General features: G+C 43.8%; 24 protein-coding genes. 12 read left to right on the top strand and 12 right to left on the bottom strand.

The window, feature by feature from the left end; all coding sequences use genetic code 11:
- Positions 1–185: transposase (locus DN068_RS22545; RefSeq protein WP_133254089.1), on the bottom strand; the 185-nt coding region annotated here is incomplete at its 3' end.
- 243 nt (positions 186–428) lie between these two features.
- Between DN068_RS22545 and DN068_RS19385 the strand changes: the two genes are divergently transcribed.
- The 3 genes from DN068_RS19385 to DN068_RS19395 all read left to right on the top strand — a co-directional run bounded on the left by DN068_RS19385 (position 429) and on the right by DN068_RS19395 (position 2,657).
- On the top strand, positions 429–962 hold the full coding sequence (locus DN068_RS19385; RefSeq protein WP_111000608.1) for an isoprenylcysteine carboxylmethyltransferase family protein: 534 nt from the start codon (positions 429–431) through the stop codon (positions 960–962).
- A gap of 9 nt (positions 963–971) precedes the next feature.
- Positions 972–1,499, top strand: a complete 528-nt coding sequence (locus DN068_RS19390; RefSeq protein ID WP_243630330.1) for an RNA methyltransferase — start codon at positions 972–974, stop codon at positions 1,497–1,499.
- A 126-nt stretch (positions 1,500–1,625) separates the two neighbouring features.
- Positions 1,626–2,657: a threonine aldolase family protein gene (locus DN068_RS19395; RefSeq protein ID WP_111000609.1), complete on the top strand. Its 1,032-nt coding sequence runs from the start codon at positions 1,626–1,628 to the stop codon at positions 2,655–2,657.
- Between the two features lie 245 nt (positions 2,658–2,902).
- On the opposite strand, the gene DN068_RS19400 is transcribed toward DN068_RS19395, so the two are convergent.
- On the bottom strand, positions 2,903–3,229 hold the full coding sequence (locus tag DN068_RS19400; protein WP_111000610.1) for a hypothetical protein: 327 nt from the start codon (positions 3,227–3,229) through the stop codon (positions 2,903–2,905).
- 379 nt (positions 3,230–3,608) lie between these two features.
- Here DN068_RS19400 and DN068_RS19405 point away from each other — a divergent pair, with 379 nt between their 5' ends.
- Both DN068_RS19405 and DN068_RS19410 read left to right on the top strand, forming a co-directional pair.
- Positions 3,609–4,010 (top strand): helix-turn-helix domain-containing protein, encoded by a 402-nt coding sequence (locus DN068_RS19405; RefSeq protein WP_111000611.1) that lies wholly within the window; start codon positions 3,609–3,611, stop codon positions 4,008–4,010.
- Positions 4,011–4,019: 9 nt separating this feature from the next.
- Positions 4,020–4,823: a Shedu anti-phage system protein SduA domain-containing protein gene (locus tag DN068_RS19410; RefSeq protein WP_111000612.1), complete on the top strand. Its 804-nt coding sequence runs from the start codon at positions 4,020–4,022 to the stop codon at positions 4,821–4,823.
- Positions 4,824–5,108: 285 nt separating this feature from the next.
- On the opposite strand, the gene DN068_RS19415 is transcribed toward DN068_RS19410, so the two are convergent.
- From DN068_RS19415 to DN068_RS19425, 3 genes are all read right to left on the bottom strand, one after another.
- Positions 5,109–5,405 carry a GIY-YIG nuclease family protein gene (locus DN068_RS19415; protein WP_111000613.1) on the bottom strand — a complete coding sequence of 99 codons (297 nt, stop codon included), beginning with the start codon at positions 5,403–5,405 and terminating at the stop codon, positions 5,109–5,111.
- A gap of 213 nt (positions 5,406–5,618) precedes the next feature.
- Positions 5,619–6,002 (bottom strand): HU family DNA-binding protein, encoded by a 384-nt coding sequence (locus DN068_RS19420; protein ID WP_111000614.1) that lies wholly within the window; start codon positions 6,000–6,002, stop codon positions 5,619–5,621.
- A gap of 947 nt (positions 6,003–6,949) precedes the next feature.
- Positions 6,950–7,708: a hypothetical protein gene (locus DN068_RS19425; protein ID WP_111000615.1), complete on the bottom strand. Its 759-nt coding sequence runs from the start codon at positions 7,706–7,708 to the stop codon at positions 6,950–6,952.
- Positions 7,709–7,791: 83 nt separating this feature from the next.
- Here DN068_RS19425 and DN068_RS19430 point away from each other — a divergent pair, with 83 nt between their 5' ends.
- Positions 7,792–8,154: a hypothetical protein gene (locus tag DN068_RS19430; RefSeq protein WP_123985418.1), complete on the top strand. Its 363-nt coding sequence runs from the start codon at positions 7,792–7,794 to the stop codon at positions 8,152–8,154.
- A gap of 63 nt (positions 8,155–8,217) precedes the next feature.
- Here the strand turns inward: DN068_RS19430 and DN068_RS19435 are convergent, their stop codons facing one another.
- From DN068_RS19435 to DN068_RS19445, 3 genes are all read right to left on the bottom strand, one after another.
- Positions 8,218–11,649, bottom strand: coding sequence for a M4 family metallopeptidase (locus tag DN068_RS19435; RefSeq protein ID WP_111000617.1), 3,432 nt, complete (start codon positions 11,647–11,649; stop codon positions 8,218–8,220).
- A gap of 80 nt (positions 11,650–11,729) precedes the next feature.
- Positions 11,730–12,725 (bottom strand): formimidoylglutamase, encoded by a 996-nt coding sequence (locus DN068_RS19440; protein ID WP_111000618.1) that lies wholly within the window; start codon positions 12,723–12,725, stop codon positions 11,730–11,732.
- Between the two features lies 1 nt (position 12,726).
- Positions 12,727–14,502, bottom strand: a complete 1,776-nt coding sequence (locus DN068_RS19445) for a DUF885 domain-containing protein (protein ID WP_111000699.1) — start codon at positions 14,500–14,502, stop codon at positions 12,727–12,729.
- Positions 14,503–14,518: 16 nt separating this feature from the next.
- Between DN068_RS19445 and DN068_RS22180 the strand changes: the two genes are divergently transcribed.
- From DN068_RS22180 to DN068_RS19455, 3 genes are all read left to right on the top strand, one after another.
- The gene (locus DN068_RS22180; RefSeq protein WP_165836466.1) at positions 14,519–14,683 is read left to right on the top strand and encodes a hypothetical protein; all 165 of its coding nucleotides are present in this window, start codon (positions 14,519–14,521) and stop codon (positions 14,681–14,683) included.
- A gap of 8 nt (positions 14,684–14,691) precedes the next feature.
- Entirely contained in the window at positions 14,692–15,078 is a 387-nt protein-coding gene (locus DN068_RS19450; protein WP_317047157.1) for a BrxA/BrxB family bacilliredoxin, read from the top strand.
- A 241-nt stretch (positions 15,079–15,319) separates the two neighbouring features.
- Entirely contained in the window at positions 15,320–17,371 is a 2,052-nt protein-coding gene (locus DN068_RS19455) for an alpha-ketoacid dehydrogenase subunit alpha/beta (RefSeq protein WP_111000620.1), read from the top strand.
- A gap of 277 nt (positions 17,372–17,648) precedes the next feature.
- Here the strand turns inward: DN068_RS19455 and DN068_RS19460 are convergent, their stop codons facing one another.
- The gene (locus DN068_RS19460; RefSeq protein ID WP_111000621.1) at positions 17,649–18,719 is read right to left on the bottom strand and encodes a branched-chain amino acid aminotransferase; all 1,071 of its coding nucleotides are present in this window, start codon (positions 18,717–18,719) and stop codon (positions 17,649–17,651) included.
- Positions 18,720–18,821: 102 nt separating this feature from the next.
- On the opposite strand from DN068_RS19460, the gene DN068_RS19465 reads away from it, so the two are divergent.
- The 3 genes from DN068_RS19465 to DN068_RS19475 all read left to right on the top strand — a co-directional run bounded on the left by DN068_RS19465 (position 18,822) and on the right by DN068_RS19475 (position 22,350).
- Entirely contained in the window at positions 18,822–19,289 is a 468-nt protein-coding gene (locus DN068_RS19465; protein WP_111000622.1) for a hypothetical protein, read from the top strand.
- A 97-nt stretch (positions 19,290–19,386) separates the two neighbouring features.
- On the top strand, positions 19,387–21,273 hold the full coding sequence (locus DN068_RS19470; protein ID WP_111000623.1) for a RecQ family ATP-dependent DNA helicase: 1,887 nt from the start codon (positions 19,387–19,389) through the stop codon (positions 21,271–21,273).
- A 66-nt stretch (positions 21,274–21,339) separates the two neighbouring features.
- On the top strand, positions 21,340–22,350 hold the full coding sequence (locus DN068_RS19475) for a Gfo/Idh/MocA family protein (RefSeq protein WP_111000624.1): 1,011 nt from the start codon (positions 21,340–21,342) through the stop codon (positions 22,348–22,350).
- Positions 22,351–22,494: 144 nt separating this feature from the next.
- On the opposite strand, the gene DN068_RS19480 is transcribed toward DN068_RS19475, so the two are convergent.
- From DN068_RS19480 to DN068_RS19490, 3 genes are all read right to left on the bottom strand, one after another.
- Positions 22,495–23,139: a thioredoxin family protein gene (locus DN068_RS19480; protein ID WP_111000625.1), complete on the bottom strand. Its 645-nt coding sequence runs from the start codon at positions 23,137–23,139 to the stop codon at positions 22,495–22,497.
- A gap of 388 nt (positions 23,140–23,527) precedes the next feature.
- Positions 23,528–24,916 (bottom strand): monooxygenase, encoded by a 1,389-nt coding sequence (locus tag DN068_RS19485; RefSeq protein WP_111000626.1) that lies wholly within the window; start codon positions 24,914–24,916, stop codon positions 23,528–23,530.
- On the bottom strand, positions 24,891–25,832 hold the full coding sequence (locus DN068_RS19490; protein WP_111000627.1) for a YihY/virulence factor BrkB family protein: 942 nt from the start codon (positions 25,830–25,832) through the stop codon (positions 24,891–24,893). Before DN068_RS19490 ends, DN068_RS19485 begins: the two co-directional genes overlap by 26 nt.
- Positions 25,833–25,835: the final 3 nt, after the last annotated feature.

The following is a 25,835-nucleotide window of genomic DNA, read 5'->3' on the forward strand; positions in this document are numbered from 1 at the left end:
ATATAGTACACAGACTGGCACGGAGCAAAACAGGTTGGCAAATACCGCCAGGGACAACCAGTTTTTACCAAATAGAGCAAAGCGTCAATGATGGATCTTAAACAATATTTGCCTTTGGTTTTGGCTGGTAAAAAACTTGATATAACTTGCCATTCGGAATCAGTTAAACTAGAAGGAAAACACATTTGCAAGATGGTGTTTGATTAAACCTCTTAGTTACAACACTGATTCCTTTTTTTATGCTTTTCTTTTTAAACACCCTCTCAGCGGAGGCGAAATGGTACTGCTCGCCTTCTTAGGCTCATTCCTGAGTTTTAGGCGTTGAGCTTTCCATGGTTAATTAACAACACAGTTTTAAGCTTTCAGCTTTTTTTGACTTTTGACTTTTGACCTTTTAATTTTGCAAGACCACACACAAGACCACACGTATGAATTTGACCCTGCTATTGTTTATTGCCTTCGTGGCACTGAGATTTTATTCCCTGTATATTTCAATCAGCAATGAGAAAAAGCTGAAAGCACTCGGCGCCGTTGAATATGGACGAAACAACTCAGCAATACTTACCATAGCGCATATCTTTTATTATGCATTAGGATTGTATGAAGGCATGAATGCAGATCTCGATTATTCCGACAAGCTATCCATTTCCGGGCTGATTGTTTATGCGTTCGGCATCTGCATGCTGTATTATGTGATCAATGCGATTCGCCATGTGTGGACCGTAAAGCTGTACGTAGCCGACATTCAATACCACGCCATCAATAAATCATTACTGTTCCGCTTTGTAAGACATCCCAATTATATCCTGAATATTCTGCCCGAACTAGTTGGCTACGCGTTGTTTTTCCATGCATGGACTACACTTTGTGTTGGTTTGCCTTTATACCTCATTCCGCTGATCATTCGCATTGTGCAGGAAGAACGGGTAATGAAAAAGCATTTTGTGGACTATTCCCGTTAGTTTTGCCGCATGTTTGTAAAAAAGACAATGGATGAGCTGGAGCGGAAGAGCGTAGCGGAAATGAAAGCAGGCGAAAAACATCCTGTAATACTGATCCTCGATGATGTGCGCAGTATGCATAATGTTGGTTCAACGTTCCGCACAGGCGATGCATTTGCAGTAGAAAGCATTTTCCTCTGCGGGTACACGCCACAGCCGCCACACCGCGATATTCATAAAACTGCATTAGGCGCAACAGAAACAGTCCATTGGCAACATTTTACCAATACTATTGATGCGGTGAACGAAGCACGGAGTAAAGGTTACAAAGTATATGCCATCGAACAGGCGCACAACAGTATTGCACTACAGGATTTTTCGTGGAATACCGCAGAACCGGTAGCTTTTGTATTTGGCAACGAAGTAAGCGGTGTACAAGAAGCAGTGATGGAACTTGCTGACGGTTGTATAGAAATTCCACAATGGGGCGCTAAACATTCCCTGAATATTTCAGTGACCGTAGGCGTAGTACTTTGGGAACTGATGCGACGCCATTGATGATTTGATATTTGCGATTTCTGATTGACAGACACCCACACGATACAATTATCAGTCACATTAATCAGAAATTACAAATAATAATGAGTAAATCCATCACAAATCAGAAATCAAAAATCAGAAATAATGAAAAGTTTTGCGAGTGATAATTATGCCGGCGTTCTGCCTGAAGTAATGCAAGCATTACAGACTGCGAACAATGGCCATGCGCGTTCTTATGGTGCCGATGAAATCACAGAACGCGTTACGGCGCAATTACGTGAACTACTCGGGACTGATGTTGAAGTATTGTTTGTATTTAACGGTACCGGTGCCAACGTTTTAAGTCTGAGTGCCGCTACACAATCATTCAATGCTGTGCTTTGCGGCGATATCTCCCATATTTACAACGACGAATCTTCCGCACCGGAGACCTTTACTGGATGCCGGTTCTTCGCTTTACCCACGAATAAAGAAGGGAAACTCGAACCGCAAACCGTAGCAAACAAAGTGCAACGCAAAGGCGATGTGCATTATGCGCAGATCAAAATGCTTTCAGTAACGCAGTCCACCGAATATGGCACTGTATATTCTATTGACGAATTGAAAGCGTTATCTGCTGTCTGTAAAGAGAAAGACCTTTATTTCCATATTGACGGATCCCGTTTTTTCAATGCAGCAGCCAGTTTAAATTGTTCACTGAAAGAACTGACGACTGATGTTGGTGTTGATATTCTTTCTTTAGGGGGAACAAAACTGGGTATGATGTTTGGCGAAGCTGTAATTGTTTTCAATAAAAAACTGGCAGAAAATATTCGTTTCCAACAAAAACAAGTGATGCAACTCGCTTCTAAAACACGCTTCATTGCTGCGCAATTTGAAGCATTGTTGCACAACGAACTTTGGAGAAAGACGGCTACTCATGCAAATGAAATGGCGCAACTGCTCTATCGTTCACTGCAAGAAATTCCGGATGTAAAGGTTACGATGCCGGTACATGCCAATGTTGTTTTCGCAGAATTGCCAATCAGTTGGAACGAACCACTTCAAGAAAGATTCCCCTTCTACATCTGGCTAGAAGCCACAAACGAAGCTCGTCTCATGTGCGCCTGGGACACAACGAAAGAAGACATTGAGGAATTTGTGGAAGCAATGCAGGAAATGGGACGGGAGTTTTAACCTCACTCGCGTCGCTGCGAGGCACGAAGCAGTCTGCACTGTGTTATAGCCAAACAATACGTGCAGGTTGCTTTGTCACTCCTAACGTCGCTCCGCGCAATGACGCGATAATTAGCACTCATTACGCGGGATCCTTCCTGCCGTCGCGATGACCATATTATTTTATAAACCGGGGGCAAGTAATGAGCGTTACGTTTGTTTGTCATGTCGACGCAAGGAGACATCCCGCGAAATTTGGACGTACGTTAAATAGGTTTCACAGTACAATTAGCCTCTGCCAGCACTCTCGCCGCCAACTCATTCCCCTGCGTCATAAACACCGCTTCAGTAAAACGTACCATATCGTTGCACAGCGACACATAACCACCTACGTCTTGTTGCGTATCTATTACAGTCAATAGCCAGTCTTGCAACAACATCCGTACCTCAGCCAATGTATACTGATGAAAGAAACGATCAATAACCGTCTGCGGATCGGCGATCTCCTGTACCGTGAGCTGTAGCGGCCAGCCTACCCAATGCGGCGCGTTCGTACTGTCTTTGGCAAGCGGTAGTTGTTGCTCTTGTTTCATACTATAAGATTGATCACACAAAACAAGTCTTCACCGTCCGCCTAATCTATACAGTCAACGCATCTTTTATGCTGCTGCGTTGGCTAAGTCTTTGGTATATTATGCATAGCACTGTATAATACATACTAATAGGTATAGGCCACCTAACTGAAAAAAACTACATTTGGAACAATGTGGGCAATGGTGAATGGTCAATCTCGTGTGATTGTACAAATAAATGAGTACCCTCTGCGGGTCATTGCGAGGAATGCCCTAACAGCAAAGCTGTGGGAATGACGTGGCAACCTGATTTCGCGGCGGGAAAACAACACAAATAACTAAAACACTTCCTCCCGCTTTGTCATGCTGAGCGGAGACGAAGCATAAACACAACTATATTATGAAACATATTCACGAAGGCCGCAACATAAAACGCTTCCGCGAAATGCTGGGCATAAAACAGGAAGCACTCGCTTTTGAGCTCGGCGACGACTGGACACAAAAGAAAGTATCACTGCTGGAACAAAAGGAAACCGTAGAACCTGCCGTGCTGCAACAAGTGTCTGCAGTATTAAAGATTCCAGTGGAGGCTTTTAAGAATTTTGATGAGGAGCAGGCGGTTACTTTTATATCCAGTACACTTAATGATACACAGGGCATCATAAATTATTCTCCAACTTTTAATAACGATCCGATTGAAAAGATCATGCAATTGCACGAAGAGAAGATTGCGCTGTATGAAAGAATGCTGAAGGAGAAGGATGAAATGATGGCGAGATTGGAGAAGATGATTGCGCATTAAATCGTAATTATGGAAAAAGAACTTTATTCATGGAGAAACCTCGCAAATTCCAATACTCATAGAGGTATAATAAAAGATTGGAAGGGACTACTTGACAATACGAAACTAAAAGAAAAAGATTACCATTCTTTCCTATCAGCGGCTCCGTATTTTTTCTTCTGTCCTCTAGAAGCTCACCTCGTAATTTCCAAACTAAAGTTAGGTTCGGAATATGAAACAGACTTTATTGTTGTCAAGGAGGGCTACAGTAGCGGAACAATTTATGAATTCGTCGAAATAGAAAGTCCCCATACGAAACTTTTTGACTCAAAAGGAAAGCCTTCTTCTAAACTTAACGCAGCATTGCAACAAATCATGGATTGGAAGCGATTTCTAAAAAGCGATAAGACTTTTTTTAAGAAATTCTTGCCAACAGTAAATACAAGAATTGACAGCAATAGCAAAATTGAATTTAAAATTGTCATTGGTCGCAGAAGTGACAATCAAGAGGAAATGGAAAAACGCGAACAATACTGTGATGAGAACAACATAGAAATAATGTCTTTTGACAGACTATCCGATATTGCAAACCGGAATTTATTTCCCGATGAACCAACTATTTATTCTGGGCAAATGCACTTCTTAGAAGACCTCCAAAAAAAGAATGAGTTAGCTAATCCATTTTTTGAGTGCGTCTCCGATTCGACTTGGAAATCTATTTGTAAGAAAGGACACGCACGTCATTTCTATACAAACTTTCTCGATGACATTTTAGCACATAGAACCTACAATAAATATTTTGATCAATTTAAAAAGGAGTTTATCCGCACGTAAGTCAGGAAAAAATTACTGACTCATGCATTCAATCTCTCAACTAATACTCCTTTTTCTCTTAATTCGTCTTCCGCGAAATCAGATTACCACTTCGTCGTTCCTCCTCATCGCAATGACCCGCAAGGTTGTCTGCACACGTTGTTTGCGATGACCGTAGGGTTGTACACTCGCGCTGAGTAACACATCTTGTAGGTCATCACGAGGAGCCACCTTACAGTGAAACTGTGGGGGCGACGTGGTGATCTGATTTCGCTAAGAGAAAATTATTACATCGTGCGATCTTCATTATTCATTTATCTCTTCCCACAAATCTTGCCAATTCGGATTTCGTTTCTTTATTAAATCAATTTTAAACGCACGATGTCGGTCCTTCAAACGCTTTTCCCCTGCAATCGCATCGCCAATTGAATCGAAACGGTAGTAATAGACAAGCTTTACACAATTGTATTTTGCAGTGAAGCAATTAGGATAATACTTAGTACGGTGCTGCCACACTCGTTGAGAAAGGTTTGACGTAACACCGATGTATAATACACTATTGGCAAGTGTGGTCATAACGTAGACAAAGCCTGCTTTTTGCATAAATCCTAAATGACAAACCGCGTGCCAATTTAATTCAGCGCGAAATCAGATCGCCACATCCTCGTACCTCGTCATCGCGATGACCCGCGGGAATAATACACATGTTGTAGTAAGTTCAAAACTAACGTTACGTCACAATACAGATAAATAACAAAACCCGCGATCACGTCGCGGGTTTCCCTTTTAACCAATTAACCTAATTAACCAATTAACTCACTTAACCTTCCTATACTCCACTCCATCCAATTTCTTTGCAATCTCTTTGCCGGGACGGAAATGAAGTTTGTTGCCTTTGATGGCGGTTGCAATTACTTCCTCTTCGGTAGCCATACCTTCACTTTGGAGCGTGAGCGAAAAGCTGCCGAAATCGCCGAGGCGTACAATGTTGCCTTTGCCTAACTCTTCAGGAATAATGTGCAAGAGGTTTTCTAATACTGCCAATACATCGGCGCTGCTTACGGTGCTACGGGCGGCAATTTCTGTAGACAATTCACGCAGACTGATATCACCGGAGCTTTGAACGCTGACATACCATTTCTTCGGGTCGTTTGGCTTTTGCGGATTGGGGCGTTGCACCACTGAAAATTTTACGGACATAATTTATCTGTTTTATTGCAGGATGTAATGCAATTTTCAGGCCAGTTTTCGCCGCAGATGCCGGTTTTATGAAGAAAGGAACTAACGATACGCCAATCAGCCACTTTATGTCTTTACGTATAATTGGCGCAGTCGTCTTAAGGAGTGCTCCAACTAGTACGTACTAGTTGATAAAATAGTACGTACTAGTTGCGTAAATAGTGCGTATTAGTTGGGTAAATAGTACGCACTATTTTCGCGGGTATTCAGAAGCAGCCACCGAGGCTGATTGCAAAGCGCATTGTTTTGAATAAAATATAGTGATGATTACACTCATTAATCGGGGTCTCTCCTATCGTGCCAATGGCACATTTAAAATTGAGTTCAATTTCAAGGCTCTTAGTTTGGCAGCACAGTAGCAATGAAGCTCAATCGGGCGACCGTCTAAGCCATGGAGTGATCTGGCTTAGACTGCCCTTTTTTGCCTACTTTTTTTGGCATAAAAAAAGTAGGAGAAGAATGATTCGAAGCTTGCTAGAACTACTATCATCTAATCAAGGAGTATTGTCTTTTGATTATGGGCACCATATAATTAGTCGAGATGACCATGTTATTATAATCTTGTGAGGCATGATGACCTACTGTTATACAACCTCGTTTTCGGGTCATCACGAGGAGCCATCTAACAGTGAAACTGCGGGGGCGACGTGGTGATCTGATTTCGCGCTGAGATATCCATTATATTGTTCTGCACATTAAACGCAACACTACGCGAAATCAGATTGCCACTTCGTCGTGCCTCCTCATCGCAATGACACGCGCCGGATATCTGCACGTGGGGCTGTGATGAACATACCTTAAATACACTCACATTAAACAACACAATTTTCGGGTCATCACGAGGAACCACCTAACAGTGAAACTGTGGGGGTGACGTGGTGATCTGATTTCGCGCATAACCAATTAACTTAATTAACCCTTCCCCCGTACTTATGCTTATAGTGCGCCAGCAACATGAGTATCTCTACATTGGAATGTGTGAGATGATAAGGATACAATATCAGCGCCTTTCGGCCTGGTTCTACAAATTGAACCATAATACTCCGGCCTTTACCAGCCTTCGCGCCGGCAGTCCAATCGTATACCGATTGCCAGGCTATTATTCCTTGTTCAGTAATAATGCCTTCCGGCGTAAACGTATATAGCGGCAATCCTTTCCCGCGCTTGGGAATAAAGTACCTAACCAGCGCAACTAGCGCAAAAAAGAGAACAGGCAATAACCAACGATTGATATGTGGCCTGATAAGCAGCAATGCTACCATAAATATTGCAGTACTTATCGCGAGCGCGCTGCTCTGCGTTGATCCCGCGTTTCTGATCTCGGCGGTCAGACCATTATCCGCCAGAAACTGATCGGTATCGTACTGAGGATAATACAAATCATCCAACACTTTATCCGATTCATCTACCGATAAATTATCGATGAAACGCAAGCGTTCACAGAGGTCAAAAAAGACGCCAGGATAATCGACCCTTGCTAATACAAATTGAATGATCTTCCTCTTGAATAAAATGGTTCCGGCAAGAATAGCCATCCCTGCAATTGCAAAAATCAAATAGGTAAAGTCTCCGAAACTGAAGAAATAGTAATAGGCACTTACCAGAAGAATGATGACCCCTATAATCTGGAATGTCTCTATAAAGCGGAGGGCTGGCTTGATGCGCATAAACTAACAACAACTTGGCCCGAAGATAAACGGTTTTTGAAGCGCCGCATCCAGATGGCACATTTTTTATTGCAGTATCCTTTATGAAAGTACTAAAGACAATCATGGGGCTATTGCTATTAGTAAGCATTTCTGCCTGCCGGCGAACAATTGAACGAGCGGAACCGCTGAAGTATCTAAATATTACCAGCGATCATCACACCAATCTGCTTGGCCAGACGGTGATTGAAGGAAGTATATCGAATACTGCTACTTCAACTACCTATAAAGATGTGGATGTGCAGATCTCCTACATAAGTGAAACCGATGCAGTAATTGGCACGGAAGATCAAATCTTCTATGTCTATGTTCCGCCCAGAAAGCCTTTCGCGTTTAAAATAAAAACAGATGCGCCAGCCCAAACTGCAACTGTTAAACTCAAAATTGTAACCGCAAAAACTGAATAGTCTTGAGCATTAAAAAAGGCAGACCATCCGGTCTGCCTTTCCTATATTCTTTTCAACACGTTATTAGTCGTGCAGCATTTTATGAACAGATACTTCTTTTGAAGTAGTGATCTGCAGCATATAATAACCTGGCGCAAGACTCAGATGGCTCAGATCGATATCGAAACTGTTGCCACCAGCGTTCATGTGCTGTTGACCTTTATAAAGTGTTTTACCAGAGATATCCGTCAGACTGATCTGTGCATTGTCAGCCGCCTGATAATTGTAGCCTACGTGAATCACATTCGTAAACGGATTGTTTTTCACCTGAATGCTGTTATTTCCTTTTACCAGATTGTTCACTGCCAATGGACCATTATCAGTCAGGAAGTAACGGCCAAAGCCAGTGAAGTTACCTCTGAAACCAGTGAACGTCTGACCTTGTACCAAACTTGTTGGCATTACGAAATCTGTATTGGATGCAGTGATCGCAGTATCTGATGCAGCCGATGTTCTTACCAGCCACAGAGATGCAGGATTCATGCCATTCAGTTCCGTATTCAGGAAGAAGAAAGTTCCTTTATAACCAGCGCCTGTGCCAGTAGTTGGCGTTACGCTGAATTCTTTTACAGAACGGTTAATAGATGTACCGGCAACATTTACCGTAGTAAAACCGTTGCCCGCCACTGTTACAGCCGCCGCGGTACAACCCAGGTCTGCAGAAGTGCTATCCACACCAGCAATCAGTTCTGCATCTGCTGTTGAATAGAAATATACATGTTGTCCTGTATGCACATCCCAGCTGCGATCGCTGTTTGCAGTAGCTTCAACAGGAGACGGTGGTACAGTCTGTACAAAACGGAACAATGGACGTGCCGTAGAATATTTACCAGTTGAGTAAGGCAGACTACAAGCACCTGAACCAAAAGTAGCAGAGTTGAACGCTGTAACCGTAGCAGCAGTCGCTACCGCCGCTACCTGATCATTATTAGATCCGGAAGTTGTGTTATTGAAACAAATTTCAACACCTACGTTGCTTACGCCATCCCAGGTAAAATTGTTTGTAAAGCTGATTGTATTCCATCCTGTAACTGTAGAAAACGAACCGCTATAAACCGTAGTGAACGCACCAGGAATAAAACCAGACTGCATATCGTTCGGGTTTTGCGTAGTGTTCTTCATTTTAACAGTATAGCTGCTGAATGGAATCGTAGAATTTTTCTGTGTTACGTTAAATGCTGCGGATACTACCGGAACACCTGGACGCATACCTGCTGCCTGCATTTCTGCCACTGTAATGACATACTGCGTACGTGCTGTTTTTGCAGCGCTGGCGAACGGTGAAGTCAGATTGCTGGTAGCAGCACCACCTAAACCTACTGTGTGTGTTTCGTCACCGCCAACTTCCGGAGCATGGTCATCATTTACAATGATTACACTGTCACGTTTTACAACACCAGCGCTCAGGTTGCTACCGTTTGCAGTGATGGTAAAGCCCAGTACCAAACTTTTGCTTGTATCTACAGAGCCATTATCATAAACAGTCAGCTGTGCATTTTGCGTGATTGGTGAACTCGGGCCGAAAGTGAATGTGTTATTGCTCAGCACGTAGTCAACACCATTTACCGCATTACCCGGGTTTACTACAGAAACGGTAACATTAGCGGTACCACCTGCAATTGCCGGACCTTCTATTTTCAGCGGAATATTTACAATTTTGCTCGATGGACAAGCAGTGCTGTTATTATTTTCATTGATCTCCGTTACAGGATTACCAAAAGAAAGCTGTGGCGTACAAGGCACAAAATTGCTACCTACACCGACAGCATACCATGCGCGTGTTACAGATTCTTCTTCTGGTGAACAAGTGCCGTACAGATATTGTGCAGCCGCAATAGTCATACTTCTGAAGTCTGCATACTGAGCGTTTGACTGCAATACAGACTCCGCTGTATAAACGATATCAGCAGCTTTCGTTATACCGATAGCATTTACAAAAAATGAATTATTGAGGTCATTAATACCGTTGCCACCTTGCGAGATCAGATAGAACCAATGGTTTCCTATACCACTGTTAGTATGCACACCGCAATTATCATAAGTACCGCAATTATTTACGTTTACCCAGTTGGCACCGCCGTAAGTATCCGGCTGACCATGTTGCTTGGGGTTAGCCATGCTTCTCATCGGTGTAGCGCCAATCTCCTCACCGATCTCCCAGGTTTCTTTTGCCTGCGCATCATTTTCATGAGGGTTAGACCAGTTCTCAATTACCGCACCCCAGATGTCGCTGAGTGATTCATTCATAGCACCTGATTCTGCATAATAATCGAGATTGGCGGTGTATTGACAAATACCGTGGCCCATTTCATGTGCACATACATCCATGCTGGTAAGCGGCGAAAAGCCCCCGTTAGCAACACCTGAACCATCGCCGTAACTCATCATAGCGCCATTCCAGAAGGCATTATCATAAAGAGTATCATAGTTAACGCCACTGATGATTTCCATACCCATACCGTCGATGCTGTAACGGTTCTGAACATTATACCAGTAATCGAAAACTTTAGTAGCGCCCCAATGTGCATCTATTGCTTGGTCTGCCGGTGTCCAGCTGGTTGTAGTGTTAGCTGGCAGCATCAGATTATTAGGATCATTACTATTGCCATAGGTTGCGGTAATGATACCGTCACCTCTGCTCACATCATACAATATGTAGTCACCGCTGCCTGCATCAAGCTCTGTCTGGAAACCTACGGTGCCGCTATAAAGTGATGCGCCGGTGGCTGCAGTATGTTTGAGCAATGCATCCTGAAAAATTACTTTACCTGTTTGTGCATCTACATAAACCAGATTTCTGCTTAATGGTTGTTTTGCATAAATATTAAAACAATAAGCGAGGTGCAACTGGCCGTCACGGCTGCCGCCAGTTCCTCTCCCTTCAATCCATACCAGTGTACCTTTCGGGAAATAGCTGGTATCGCTTGTTTTAGCTATTTTCTGGAGAAATTTCTCTGCTCTTGCATCCTGCCACATGTACTTCTGCGCGCCGGTAAAATCCAGTGCTGCATTAAGTGCAGTTGCTTCATTGATAGCTGGTGTTACAGATGTTGCCTGTGTTGGCTTGTACACGTTTGCCGTCAATAAATTAATCACACCGTTCTTCGCAGCAATCACCACTGAAGCCTTGTCTACCTTGATCCCCTGGTACCATTGCGCATAACGCTGGATAACGATTCCTGAGGGTGGCTTTTGAGTGCTGATCAACTGGAGCGTAGTCGATTGGCCCAGGTCCAGATATTGGTTAAAAACCTGCTGTGCCTGATCCAGTTTGTACGTGGCTGGTGCTGAGAAATAAATTGTCTTTGGAAGGTGGGTGGTCTCGTTGCGTTCAATACGTACGGCATTACTGTTATTGTCGCCGGCAATGTTTTGCGCATGAAGAGAAGAGCCTACACAAACGGAAAGGGAAAAGGAAACCGCTAGTAACCGGTTCCGTAGGGTAAATTTTTGCATACGGGTTTGTTTGATATTTTACGGGTAATAAAAACTGACCGCAAACATACAGAATAATGTATATTATTTATATCCCTCTTTTAGAGGCGAATAAAGTCCGTCACCAGGTATGCAATTAATTTCCCTGTAGAACTAACTGATCTGCCATCTCTTAAAAGAGTGGCTCCTTCCGGAATATGCAAATACACCGGATTGTAATTTTTTGACCTGAATATATACTGCCTTGCTTGCAATGTAGAAATGCCACAGGGTGTAATTGCGCTTGAGAGCACGTTTTCGATACAGTCGAGATCCAATTCAATTCCCGCAGGCTTTCCTTTTACAAATTCGAATCCTTCGATCAGTGCTTCTGTATAAGTTTGCTGCTCCCGCAAGAAAATATCTTCATAAAAAGAATAATGGAGATCCGGTGACTGTTTTATTTCGCCAAGAACTGCCTCGCTGTTATAATTCTGATGGAGCCCCACCATCGCATATTTTTCCAGGTAACCTTCTGCTTTCGCATAACGAAAGCCATTTCCGCTATGGCGGCCTTCCTGCACTCTGTAGTCGGAATGTGCGTCAAGGTTAATTGCGTTTACGCTTTGGCCGAGTGCCAATGAACTACCTTTTAATAAGGCATAAGCATTGTTGTGACCTCCACCAATTGCGATGGGAATTTTTCCTGCGGCAACTATCTTTTGAATGACCGGGTATACCAGTTCGTCTATATTTTCCACAATGACGCGCAGCTTAGCCACGTCCATGCGTTCCGCCGCCGACAACCAATTCGCGAAATCAAACCAGCCCAGCAGCAAAACATTTTCGCCATTCAGCTCATTTGTATTCTGTACATTCAGTATTGCCTTCAGTGCGGCTTCCCAGCCTGTATGCGCACCACCCACACCGAGATTCGCACGTACACCTATATCTTCGGGAATGCCAACCAATACATATTTCGCGTTGCTATCACGAATACTTTCTTCCCAATTTTGAACATTTGCCAGCTGTATGCGCTCACCGAATTTTGTTTCGCCGGCACGTTTACTGATTAGATCATCTATCTTTTCCTGCGTTGCAATTACCAGTTTGCCCATGTTATTGATTTTTTGCCCAGATCAATAATTGTTCTTGTAAAATGCTCAGCGGCAAACAACCATTTTTCAGCACTTCATCGTGGAATGAAGCAATTTTAAAACGGCTGCCCAATTTCTCTTCATATTTTTTGCGCTCGGCACTGATCGTCACCTGACCAATTTTATAAGACAAAGCCTGACCAGGGATTGCCATGTAACGTTCAATTTCGGTCGTTGCTTCTTCTACGGAAATGCGCTCGTGCGCCACCATAAAAGCAACCGCTTCTTCACGCGTCATACCTTTATAATGTATGCCTACATCCACTACCAGACGAATCGCACGATGGATGGCATCGCTCAGATGACCAAAGTATTGATATGGATTCTGAAACAGACCGAGTTCTTTACCTAATGTTTCGGAATAAAGTGCCCAGCCTTCCCCGTAAGCACCATACCATAAGAAACGTCTGAACTGAGGCAGGTTTTTATTTTCCTGTTGAATGGAAATCTGATAATGATGGCCCGGAATGGCTTCGTGTAAAAACAAAGTTTCCATTCCTACTGCGTTAAATTTCGTTGCATCCAGAATAGGTACATAAAATATACCCGGACGGCTGCCGTCTTCTGAAGGCGGATTGTATTCAGCACTCGCAGAAGCTGCACGGAATGCTTCCGTCTGACGAATAGTAAATGGAGATTTCGGCGTATGATTAAACAGTCTTTTCAACTGCGGATCTTCTTGCTTTTTGATCGCCCAGAAACTATCCAATACTTCTTTTGGTGTTTTAAAAGGGAAAAACTGCGGATCTTTATTCAGGTAATCGAAGAACGCCTTCAGATCACCTTTATATGCAACCGCATCTTTCACTTCATTCATTTCATGTTCCAAACGGCCCACCTCACTCATCCCCAGATTATAAATACTATCTGGCGTTAAGCTGGTCGTCGTCCAGTATTTGATACAGTTTTGATAATATTCTTTACCACGCGGCAATGCGCCGATCCCATCAGTAGTCCGTGCTGCCGGCAAATATTCCTGTTCAAAGAAATTGTACAGCTTTTGATAAGAAGGTTTCACCGTATTAGTGATCATGTCTGCATAAGCTGTAGTCAGGCGATCTTTATCTTCCTTGCTAAAACTATCCGGCATCAGCTTAATTGATCCGTAGAAAATACTTTCCCTGGGATCGTCGCCAGTCATCGGTTTCAGCTGTGGCAGTATTTTTACGACTAATGATTTTGGTAAAACCCATCCTTCTTTAATGCCCTTACGCATATTCACGATCGCCGTATCTGTCCAGGCCGGCAATACAGAAACACGTTTCAGGAAATTATCGTAATCCGTTACTGTTTTAAATGGTTGATTTCCCTGACCGGAAGCCAGTGTTGGCAGATCAAGCGTAAACGACCAGAATTGGTTGATCGGTAAATAATGCGTTGGGAAATTCAGCTGCTGCAAATTCATTTCCATCTCATAGCCGAATAAACGGTAGCTGATCTGATCATCGGCGCTCAACTGGCTGCTGTCAATATCATCCAGTTGATTCAGGTAGTTATGGCAAAAACGTCTCAGACTATCCCGGAAGGTTTCGGAAATAGTAATCGTCATTTTATCATTATAGCGGTTATCGCCATTGGCAGTTGCCTCGAGCGGAAAAAGCTGCATCCGTTCTTCCCAATACTGATCCAGCATTTTATGAAAAGTGTTTTTCATTTGTGATTCGCCGGCGCCGGTATGGTCATTTTTGCAAGAATAAAGCCCTGCCGCGGCGCAAAAGATCAGTAACAGTTTCTTCATAGTATCCAATTCGGGAATGAAGATATTTTACACAACCACAGAAAACAAGCATTTAGCAAAAACTGTTATTCAAAAAAGAGAAAATATCGATTTTGTTGATCGTTTTATTCGCCAAATGCGCAAAACCTTGATTATTTTTGCAGTTCTAAATTCAATCAAAAAATGTATCCAAGCGAAATAGTAGCTCCAATGAAGGCTGAATTGACCAGCAAGGGCTTTGAAGAATTACTGACTCCGGAACAAGTAGACGAGGCGATGAAAAAATCTGGCACTACGCTGCTGATGATCAACTCTGTGTGTGGTTGCTCTGCAGGTACTGCACGTCCAGGTGTAATACTGGCGGTACAGCATGCCACTAAAAAACCTGACCACCTCACTACCAGCTTCGCAGGTTTTGACGTTGCAGCAGTACAACAAGCGCGCACTTATCTGATGCCTTACCCGCCATCCAGCCCGGCTATCGCGCTGCTGAAAGACGGTCAGGTAGTACACATGATCGAGCGTCACATGATCGAAGGTCGTCCGGCACAAATGATCGCCGCTAACCTGATGGAAGCGTTCGAACAATACTGCTAATTGTTTCGTTAATTAGTTAAATAGTTAAAGGGTTAAACCGGCATTGTCTGTTTAACCCTTTTTCGTGCCCATATCTTTGTCGTATACCTTTAAGCCGGTAATTGACTAAAGATCTAATCGGCATTGCAGGAGTAAGTGCATTTTCCACATTAACCATTTAACCGTTTACTCATTTGACGATTTAACCGACCATCTAATTAACCAATTAACAATTTGCCTAAATGCGTACATTTGCGCCGTCATGCTCTCAAAAGAACTAATGCTCAAGGCTTACCGGTTGATGATGACCGCAAAAGCTATGGCCGACATCTATGATGCCAACCGCCAGATTTGTAAATATGTACACAGCACCTCCCGCGGACATGAAGCTATCCAACTAGCTACTGCTTTCCTGTTGCAACCTGATGACTATGTAAGTCCGTATTACCGCGACGAAAGTATCATGCTCGGTATGGGCTATCGTCCGTATGAACTGATGCTGCAACTGCTCGCAAAAGCAGATGATCCGTTTACCGGAGGCCGCGCTTATTATAACCACCCGAATATCCGCAGAGATAATTTTCCTAAAATTATTCACCAGAGCAGCGCCACCGGCATGCAGGTAATTCCTACCACTGGTGTGGCTCAGGGGATTCAATACATCGAAACACAGAAATTAAAAGAATATAAAGTGCCACCTGTAGTTGTTTGTTCGCTTGGCGACGGCAGCGTTACCGAAGGTGAAGTGAGTGAAGCATTCCAGTTTGCTGCTTTGCACCAGCTTCCGGTTATTTACCTCGTTCAGGATAATGACTGGGGTATTTCCGTAAGCAGCGACGAAGCGCGCACAATGGACGCGTACGATTATGCGGGCGGTTTCAAAGGTCTGGAAAGAGTACGGTGTAATGGCAGCGATTTTGCCGATGCGTACAAAACCATGGCTACTACAATTGATTGGGTACGTACCGAACGTAAACCAATTCTCGTACACGCTAAAGTGCCATTACTCGGGCACCATACATCAGGTGTGCGCAAAGAATGGTACCGTACTGCTGAAGACCTCGAAAAACATTATAAAGACGATCCGGCGCCAAAACTCCGCAAAGTGCTACTGGGTAAGGGCGTGAGCGCAGAGCAACTGGATAAAATCGAAGCGGAAGAAAAAGAATTTGCACAACGTGAGTTTGAAAGCGCTGTAGCTGCTGCCGACCCAGATCCTGCAACTGTAGCGGATCATGTGTTTGCACCAAATCCGGTAACGGAAGAAAAAGGAACGCGTGTACCAGCCGGTCGCGAAAAAGTGGTGATGGTGGATGCGGCATTGCATGCGGTGGAAGAAATTCTGCAAGATTATCCGGAAGCCTTGTTCTACGGTCAGGATGTAGGCAAACGCCTTGGTGGTGTATTCCGCGAAGCTGCTACCCTCGCCGATAAATTCGGTGATGATCGCGTATTCAACACAGCCATTCAGGAAGCATATATCATCGGTTCAACTGTTGGTATGAGCGCGGTAGGCCTGAAGCCAATCGTTGAAGTTCAGTTTGCCGATTATATTTATCCGGGCATCAACCAGCTGGTAACAGAAATCAGTAAGTCATCTTATCTGAGCTGTGGTAAATACCCGGTGTCTTGTATTATTCGTGTGCCGATCGGCGCTTATGGCGGCGGCGGTCCATACCACAGCGGAAGCGTGGAAAGCACGCTAGCCACTATTAAAGGTATCAAGATTGCGTATCCAAGTAATGCTGCCGATATGAAAGGTCTGATGAAAGCTGCTTTCCTCGATCCGAATCCGGTGGTAATGCTAGAACATAAAGGTCTTTACTGGAGCAAGGTTCCGGGTACGGACGAAGCTAAAACCATTGAACCGGATCGCGACTATGTATTGCCGTTCGGTAAAGGAGCGGTTGTTGTAGAAGCAAGTCGGGAAGCGATGGATAACGGCGAATCCATCTGTATCATCACTTATGGCATGGGCGTTTATTGGGCGAAAAACGCTGCGAAACAATTCCAGGGCCAGGTAGAAGTAATCGATCTGCGCACTATTTATCCTTGTGATGAAGAGCTGGTTTTTGCGACAGTGAAAAAACACGGCAAATGTCTCGTGCTGACAGAGGAACAATTACGTAACTCATTTGCAGAAGCATTGGCCGGCCGTATCGCTCAGGTTTGCTTCAAAAACCTGGATGCGCCAGTACAAACAATCGGTGCAATGGATTTACCGGCGGTGCCAATGAACATGGCGCTGGAAGCTGCAATGCTGCCGAATGCGGATAAAGTGGCGGATAAGATTAAATTTTTGCTGGCTTACTAGAGATCAATGGTCAATCGTGAATGGTGAATGATCGTAATAAATAACATATTATAGAGACGTTGCAATGCAACGTCTCTTTTTTATACAAGGAATATCAACAACACGGGTGGTTGCGTCAGCATTAAAGCCGTGCAGACTGGTTCACGCAAATGTCGACAGTCAGAGACTGTCAAGTTGCTTTGACACAGGAGCGCTTCGCTAACTCCTGCGCTAGTTCGAAATAAAAATAGCCCCCACGATACCGTGGAGGCTATTTCTTGTAAGCTCGAAGCTAAAACTATGCTTTTACAATCCAGTCATGCGTATCCGCTTTGCGGCCATAACGGATTTCAGACAGTTCAGACTTCAACCAGTTAGTGATTTCGGCATTTTCAGGGGCCGGCAATTTCATGTGCGTATCGTGGAAGGTTAGTTCGGCGATTGGTGCAATGGAAGCTGCAGTACCAGTACCGAACGCTTCGGTAAATTTGCCTGCTTTATACGCTTCTTCCAATTCGTCGAGACTAATAGGACGTTCTTCAACGGTGATTCCTTTTTCGCGCAGCAAAGTGATCACACTGTCACGTGTCACACCTTCAAGAATAGTTCCTGCAGCGAGATCTGGCGTTAATACTTTACCGTCAACTACGAAGAAAACGTTCATGGTACCGATTTCCTGAACATATTTATGTTCGAAACCATCAGTCCAGAGGATCTGATCATAGCCCATTTCACGGATCTTCATGGTTGGGTACATGCTCATACCGTAGTTACCGGCAGCTTTTGTGAAGCCGATACCACCAGGGAAAGCGCGTACATATTGTTCCTGAACGAAGATAGAAACCGGTTTGCTGTAATAAGGACCTGCAGGGCTCGTGATGATGATGAACATGAATTTCTCAGCAGGTTTTACGCCGATAAATTCATCAACAGCAATCATAAACGGACGGATGTACAGGGAAGTACCTTCACCACCCGGAACCCATTCTTTGTCCAGTTCAACCAGTTGGCGCATACCGCCGATAAAAATATCTTCAGGAACATCTGGCATACCCATACGCTCAGCAGAGCGGTTCATACGCTTCCAGTTGTCGTAAGGACGGAAGATGATTGGGTCGCCATCCGGATTTTGATATGCTTTTACACCTTCAAAAATAGCTTGACCATAGTGCATGAATGTAGTAGCAGGACTCAGGCTGAGATTCTCGAAAGGAACAATTTCTGGCTGTTTCCAGGCTCCGTTTTCATAATAAGCAACCAGCATGTGATCTGCGTAAAGTTTACCAAACTGAATATTGTCATGGTTCAATTCACTGATCCGGCTCTTGGTAACTTTGTTCACACGAATGTCTAAAGTGGAAACACTCATAAAACGATAAATTTGAAAATCGAAAAGGATTAAATTCGCGGCAAAGAAACGAAAAATTCCCCGGATGCTATAGTCCATTCGTTTTTCTAATATCTAACAGCTATGAGTGAACAACCAGACATAATAAATACAGATATAATATCAGAAACTACTAATGCGTACTGGGAAGATATTAGCCCGCTGGTAAATGGACGGGCACCAAAAGATACTTTAGTACTGACAACACCGTACGATCCCGGTAGCCCAACGGAAAGCCAAATGTTAAAAATAATGCAGGCTTGCCAATTACAATCTGATCAATTCAATATCTTATCACTTTCTGAAAATCAACTTGTTGCGTGGCACCAATTAAGAGATTACTTAAAACCAAAGAATGTGATTCTGTTTGGAATTACGGCGGAACAACTGGGGATCGCTATTCATTTTATGCCGCATCAGGTAAACCGGTTTAATGATTGCAGCTGGATTCCGACTTTAACGATTGAGCAGTTAGAGATGTACCCGGACATCAAAAAACACTTCTGGAACTACGGTTTGAAACCCGTATTTATAGATAAGATTTACGGATAGATATTTTTAAAAATAAGTGAGTATTTACTCACTCAATGCTATTCTATAGCATTTATTTGTTATTTCAGTCAGTTTTTTAACGCACATACACTGTTTTTTGAGTACAGCACAATCCATTTTAAAGAAATATTGGGGTTATGATCATTTCCGTCCGATGCAGGCGGAGATTATAGAAAGTGTGCTCAATAGGCAGGATACACTTGCATTACTGCCGACCGGAAGTGGCAAATCGATTTGTTATCAGATTCCGCCTTTGGCCAAACCTGGCCTCACGCTGGTGGTTTCACCGCTTATTGCTTTAATGCAGGATCAGGTACGAAGATTAAAGAAGCAGGGAATCATGGCTGCGGCCATTCATGCAGGTATGAACTTTGCGCAGGTGAAACAGACGCTGGATAACATGCTGCACGGTCCGTTTAAAATGTTATTCGTTTCACCGGAACGGTTGCAAACAGATCTTTTCCAGGAATATCTGCCTGAGTTGGATATTAATTTAATCGCGGTGGATGAAGCCCACTGTATTTCCCAATGGGGTCACGACTTCCGTCCGGATTATCTGAAAATCGCTTCTGTCAGAGAAGTATTTCCAGATGTGCCGGTTCTGGCGCTCACAGCCTCGGCAACTCCGGAAGTACAGGAAGATATTGCCCTGCAATTAAAATTAAACCGTCCCGCTATTTTCCGTCAGAGTTTCGAACGTACCAATATTTTTTACGAAGTAAAGTATAGTGAAAACAAAACCGGCGATATGCTGGCTGCGTTGCAAATGTTTCCCGGAACGGCCATCATTTATTGCAGAAGCCGGAAACAAACGGAAAACCTTACGAAGACTTTACAGCAGCAACAGTTCAAAGCACTCGCCTATCATGCAGGTCTGCCACGTGACCGTCGTGAAGCTGCACAAGAGGCCTGGATGAATAATGAAGCGACTATTATGGTGGCAACAACCGCATTCGGGATGGGCATTGATAAATCTGACGTACGGCTGGTCATTCACTATGATGCGCCTGAACATCTCGAAGCCTGGTATCAGGAAGCGGGGCGCGCAGGTCGTGACGGAAAGCCTTCAAAAGCCATTACTTTATATAATTATGCTGATGGCAAGCGGCTAAAAATGAGCATTGACACGCAGTTTCCTCCAGAGACCTTTCTGCGGAAAGTGTACCAATCTGTTGCAGAATATTTGCAAATAGCCACGGGAACAGAACCCGATCAGTACTACCCTTTTGATCTGGCAGATTTTGCTGCAAAATTTAAACTAGAGGCATTACCCGCGAGCTATGCCCTAAAACTACTGGGCCAGGACGGCCTTTGGACGATGTCTGATTCGGTACGCAATCCGGCCACCATCCAGTTTACTGCTGAACGAGCCGAAATAGACAACCTCTACCGGCATTATCCCGATCTTGGCTATATCGCTATCAGTTTATTACGACAGTACAATGGGATCTTCCAGCATCCGGTTACGATCCGCCTCGCTGCGATTGCCAATCAATTAAAAATGCCGCAGGCAAAAATTGAGCAGGCAATTATTCAATTGCACCGAATGGGCATGTTGGAATATCGCCAGCCAAAAGAAGGTCCCCAATTGTTTTTTCACCATTATAGAGTTGATAGCCGCCATTTGCTCATCAATCATGAGCGCATTCGTAGACTGCGGGAAAGACATGAAGCCCGGACTAAAGTAATGATTCAATTTCTGGAACAACAGACCATTTGTCGTGACCGGATTTTGCTGAGTTATTTTGGAGAACAGCCGGGAAAGGACTGTGGGCATTGTGATGTTTGTCAGTCGAAAGAGAAAAAAGATCCCATAATCTTAAGCGCAAAATTGTTATTAAACTATTTGCAAAACATCGAGAAGACCACCATTGCCCAATTGCAACAGCATTTTCACCAACCCGCGCTGATCGATCTGCTTCGTGAACTTTCAGACAACGGCAACATAGACATTAACGACAATGAAATTTGCCTGCGCAAATAAAATATATTCATGCAGTTGCCCGTTATCACTACCATATTACTGCATAAATTTTACTTTTGATTCCCAATGAAACAACCAATCCGTTTTGCGCTTATTGGCTATGGCAATATTGGCCGTCGTCATGCGGAGCATATTCATAATAATCCAGACACCGTTCTCGTAGCCGTTTGCGACGTTCGGGCGGAAGTAAAGGAACTGCTGAACGACGATATTTCTTTTTATACAACGTTGGAAGAAATGCTGGCGAATACACAGGCTGATGTGCTTTGTGTCTGCACGCCCAACTATCTGCACGAACCACATACCATTGCAGGATTAAAAGCAGGATTGCATACCGTAGTGGAAAAACCGATGGCGCTAAGTGTCGCCGAGTGCGACCGGATGATCGCAGCTTCAAAGGAAGCGGACCGAATTATTTTCGCCGTAAAACAGAACCGTTACAATCCGCCTGTGCAAGCCGTAAAACAATTGCTAAACCGTAAAGAACTCGGCAATGTATATATGGTACAGGTAAATTGCTTCTGGAATCGTGGCGATGCGTATTATTCAAATAGTGACTGGCGCGGCCGCAAGGCAAAAGACGGTGGCTGTCTGTTTACGCAGTTCAGTCATTTCGTGGATATTCTTTTTTATCTGAATGGCACGATTGCCGAAGCAAAAGGAACCTTGCACAACTACGCACATCAGCACAATACAGAGTTTGAAGACACAGGCAGCTTTATCATGAAAGCTGATAACGGTTCTATCGTGAATTTCAATTTTACGACCTGCTCTTTTGAAAAAAACATGGAGGGCGCTTTTACGTTTTTCGCAGAAAAAGGAACGGTAAAAATCGGTGGTCAATACTTAAACACGATCGAATACCAGTGCCTGGAAAATGCCACTCTTCCGGAAATCAATATTACCGCCAAAGCCAATGACTACGGCCTTTATCAGGGTTCAATGAGTAATCACGACAAGCTGATTCAAAATGTGGTCAACGTATTACATCACAACGAAGCCATTATGACCAGCGCGGAAGAAGGTCGCGAAGTGGTACGGATGATTGAACAGATGTATGCTTCGGCTGCACTGTAGTCGTTAAAAAATTAGAAGGTTAACGAGTTAAATAGTCGTTACGTAAAATCATAAAAGACCTCGCGTTTTGCGAGGTCTTTTACTTTATGTTTGTGAGGCATCAACTAATTAACCCCTTAACAAATTAACCAGTTAACTAAAAAATTAACTCCCGATTTTGATAGAACAACCAATAGAACGGGTTGACTGTGGGTTAATTGCTTTGTTGGCAACCATATTGGTCATTGCATCTTTCAGATACATCTTAGTTGATTTACCCGGGTCTGCAGGGCTATCTTCCATTGCACCTTTGTAAACGAGTCTACCTGTCCCATCAAAAAGAAACACCTCAGGCGTATGACTGGCACCAAATGCTGTTACCACCGGACCTTCATCCACTACATAAGGAACGTTGTAGCCTTGCTGTTCGCTGTATTTGGTCATTGCTTCATAAGAATCCTGGTCACCACGTTGTGTTGCATTTGAGTTAATGACGATCATACCAATACCCTCTTTTCGTGCCAACTCCATCATTTCTTTGGTACGCGGCTGGCTTTTGATCACATAAGGACAGGTGTTGCATGAAAACATCACCAGCAAACCTTTTTTGGTTTTTACTTCATTGAGCGTATATCTTTTCTTATCAGTCGCGAGCATGCTCAGATCACCGGCAGGCAACTGCGAACCGATTTCAATGCTTTGTTTGGCTTCCTGTGCAGCAGCAGGTTTGGTGCCTGCAGATTTTTGCGCATAAACAAAACCTGCACCGCTCAGCATCACGGCAGCAATCAGTATGGATATTCTTTTCATTATTTTGGTTTTAGCGTTTCTCAATTTACATCAATTGACGAATTGGTTGGACCGTTAATTTGTTAATAGTTTAAAAAAGTCTCGTAATGAATTTATTCGACGCGAAATCAGTTCCGACGTCGTACCGCAGTTCGGCAAAGTCTCTGACTTTGTCGCGGTGGCATCCGATCTCCTGATCGGAGAAAATATCATAGCAGTCGGGAGACCGTATCTGCCCGAACGAAAAAAAACACATCCTACGCGGGATGCTTCCGTCGTCAGCATGACAAACGCGAGCAAACACATTGCCTATTAATGAGTCAGTTTCCCGCAAAAAGGCGTAAGGAGCAAAGAGGCAAAACACGAGCAAGCACATTCCTCACATTTCACACATTCACCACATTTCTTATTAATGAGTCTCCAGGCTGATATTTTCGTCACCTTCTTTATAAGGCAGATAAGTAATGATAAACTGGAACATTTCGTCCGTGGCTTTCATACTGCCATTACGATCGCGAACGAGCTGCGGTGGATTGAACGGGTTGTTGTGATTCTCTGTGGTATTATCATAAACGCCTTCCGCCACAATCGTTGAACCGGCAGGAATCTTCACCATCTTCTTAAACGTATAAAAATACTGCCAGTTAAAATCCCAACGCGGGATATCGATCAGACGAATCGTATCACCTTTTGGCGTTAGCGCGTATCCTTTAAAGCTTTTACCCAGCAAGTGCATATGCGGGTTGATCGTGATGATCGAAATGTCTTGCGGCACGGTATATCGGCTATATACTTTCTTGACAGTGTTTGGCTGGATAATCAAATCCGGCTCTACGGGAGAAACGCCCAGCGTACCTAGCTGAAACTCCTGCACTGGTCTGTCTGGCGGCGTTCTGGAAAAAAAGATATTGATATGCGAGCTATCCGTTACATCTTTCTTTGTAAAACCATAATGCAGATCGTTGAGCAGAAAAGCACCTTTACGCGGCAGACGGTAACCGCCGATACCTTCCGGGTACTTTAATGCAAACACACCCGGCAGATAATTTACGACCGACTTTTGCAAAACCGGCCAGCTGCCATCATCATTCTGCAATTGCAATTTGGCGAAACCCATTTGAATCGTTGAATCTTCCACCATATCGGTAATCTGCTCACCCGCGAATACGTCTTTCTTTTTGTCGAATTCGTATTTGATCATGTCACCGTTTACATGGTGCACCACATCATGCGGACCCGCCACAAATTCAATAACGCTGGCGAAAGTATCTCTCGGCAATTCAAAAGGAACCTTTACCAAAAGGAAATGATCACTCGTATTTGCCTTAATTAAGTACGGTTTCAGCGGCAAAATAAGATCAGGGGTACCGATCATAGATCCACCGGCCGGATATTGCGGAAGCGCCGGCATTTTATCCTGCGGCCCTTCGGCCATTCCCTGCTTCACCCAATTCTCAATAAGGGAAATATCATAATCGCTCATTACCCGCTGACCAATAAACTCGGTATAATGCGGATCTGCCGGCCACGGTGGCATCAATCTGTTTTTGGTTACATAAGCCAATGAAGGACCATACTCCTTTGCCTCCGCATAAGTAACCAGATCAAAATGTCCATTACCGCCGGGACGGTGACAGATGGTACAGTTCTGGTATAAAACCGGAGCAATATGCTCCGTAAATGTTACTTTTTCCGGTAATTTTTTTTCCGTTTCCGCCGGTTTATTATTGCAGGATGCCTGCCAGACCAAACTTGTAAAAGCAAATGCAATCCTACTCAACTTTACGTGGCACTTCATTTTCTGTACGCGAAATTTTACCCAACAATATACTCACGTTCAGTTCGTAGCCCAAAAGAATCACCAGTGTATTGAGCCACAGCCACACCATGAATGCGATCAGTGAGCCAATGGAACCGTAAACCTTGTTGTAATTGAGAATATTATTGACAAGAAAAAAGAAAACGGTGGTGGTGAGCACCGATAATACTGTAGCAAACACCGATCCGGCAGAGAAAAACTTAAACCGGTGCGATAACGACGGACCATAAGTATAAATAATGGATACCGCCGAAAATATAATCACGACAAATATGAAAAAGCTCAACAGCTTTACCGCTATAATGCTGCCAAATATCTTCAACACTTCTGCATTCAGCAATTCACTCTGCAAAATGAGTACTGCCAACGATGTAATCGCCACACAAATCAGCAGCACGGTAAGCTTAATGGCCGTCCATCTGCGTTGCAGGCCTGTCCGTTTTTTATATACAGAATGACTGCGATCAAAATTGCGCATCAGCCCCATCATTCCGTTAGACGAGAAGAACAGGGTGAGCAAGATACCGAAAGAGAGTACGTCGCGATGCTGGGTATTCATGAAATCAATCACCACACCGCTGATATTATCATACATGCTCTGATTTGGCGCCACGGTACGGATCGTTTGTAATATAGTCTGCTGCACGTCTTTCAAAGGCAGATATGGCACCAGTGAAAAAAGAAACAGTGTGGTTGGCGGAATCGCCATCAGGAAGTTATAAGTCACCGCAGCCACCCGCACATTCAGGTGCGAATCGCGCAGCGAATTAAAAAAGAACTTTCCGATCTGAAACAACGAAAATCCTTCAAATCCCGGCAAAAAGATTTTGTCCGCAGTACGATAAATAAATCGCAGCGGTGCGGACAAAAAGATAAGCCGTTCAAATTTGGTCATAGT

It is taken from the genome of Taibaiella soli, assembly GCF_003236175.1.
Lineage (GTDB): Bacteria > Bacteroidota > Bacteroidia > Chitinophagales > Chitinophagaceae > QKTW01.

Bases quoted from the DNA above. Each gene is read 5' to 3' on its own strand.
- DN068_RS19485 (WP_111000626.1), bottom strand. From the start codon at position 24,916: ATGAAGTGCCACGTAAAGTTGAGTAGGATTGCATTTGCTTTTACAAGT.
- DN068_RS19405 (WP_111000611.1), top strand. From the start codon at position 3,609: ATGAAACATATTCACGAAGGCCGCAACATAAAACGCTTCCGCGAAATG.
- DN068_RS19395 (WP_111000609.1), top strand. From the start codon at position 1,626: ATGAAAAGTTTTGCGAGTGATAATTATGCCGGCGTTCTGCCTGAAGTA.
- DN068_RS19480 (WP_111000625.1), bottom strand. From the start codon at position 23,139: ATGAAAAGAATATCCATACTGATTGCTGCCGTGATGCTGAGCGGTGCA.
- DN068_RS19450 (WP_317047157.1), top strand. From the start codon at position 14,692: ATGAAGGCTGAATTGACCAGCAAGGGCTTTGAAGAATTACTGACTCCG.
- DN068_RS19390 (WP_243630330.1), top strand. From the start codon at position 972: ATGTTTGTAAAAAAGACAATGGATGAGCTGGAGCGGAAGAGCGTAGCG.
- DN068_RS19430 (WP_123985418.1), top strand. From the start codon at position 7,792: ATGAAAGTACTAAAGACAATCATGGGGCTATTGCTATTAGTAAGCATT.
- DN068_RS19425 (WP_111000615.1), bottom strand. From the start codon at position 7,708: ATGCGCATCAAGCCAGCCCTCCGCTTTATAGAGACATTCCAGATTATA.
- DN068_RS19460 (WP_111000621.1), bottom strand. From the start codon at position 18,719: ATGAGTGTTTCCACTTTAGACATTCGTGTGAACAAAGTTACCAAGAGC.
- DN068_RS19455 (WP_111000620.1), top strand. From the start codon at position 15,320: ATGCTCTCAAAAGAACTAATGCTCAAGGCTTACCGGTTGATGATGACC.
- DN068_RS19490 (WP_111000627.1), bottom strand. From the start codon at position 25,832: ATGACCAAATTTGAACGGCTTATCTTTTTGTCCGCACCGCTGCGATTT.
- DN068_RS19415 (WP_111000613.1), bottom strand. From the start codon at position 5,405: ATGCAAAAAGCAGGCTTTGTCTACGTTATGACCACACTTGCCAATAGT.
- DN068_RS19385 (WP_111000608.1), top strand. From the start codon at position 429: ATGAATTTGACCCTGCTATTGTTTATTGCCTTCGTGGCACTGAGATTT.
- DN068_RS19410 (WP_111000612.1), top strand. From the start codon at position 4,020: ATGGAAAAAGAACTTTATTCATGGAGAAACCTCGCAAATTCCAATACT.
- DN068_RS19465 (WP_111000622.1), top strand. From the start codon at position 18,822: ATGAGTGAACAACCAGACATAATAAATACAGATATAATATCAGAAACT.
- DN068_RS19400 (WP_111000610.1), bottom strand. From the start codon at position 3,229: ATGAAACAAGAGCAACAACTACCGCTTGCCAAAGACAGTACGAACGCG.
- DN068_RS19440 (WP_111000618.1), bottom strand. From the start codon at position 12,725: ATGGGCAAACTGGTAATTGCAACGCAGGAAAAGATAGATGATCTAATC.
- DN068_RS19475 (WP_111000624.1), top strand. From the start codon at position 21,340: ATGAAACAACCAATCCGTTTTGCGCTTATTGGCTATGGCAATATTGGC.
- DN068_RS22180 (WP_165836466.1), top strand. From the start codon at position 14,519: ATGAAGATATTTTACACAACCACAGAAAACAAGCATTTAGCAAAAACT.
- DN068_RS19420 (WP_111000614.1), bottom strand. From the start codon at position 6,002: ATGTCCGTAAAATTTTCAGTGGTGCAACGCCCCAATCCGCAAAAGCCA.
- DN068_RS19435 (WP_111000617.1), bottom strand. From the start codon at position 11,649: ATGCAAAAATTTACCCTACGGAACCGGTTACTAGCGGTTTCCTTTTCC.
- DN068_RS19445 (WP_111000699.1), bottom strand. From the start codon at position 14,502: ATGAAGAAACTGTTACTGATCTTTTGCGCCGCGGCAGGGCTTTATTCT.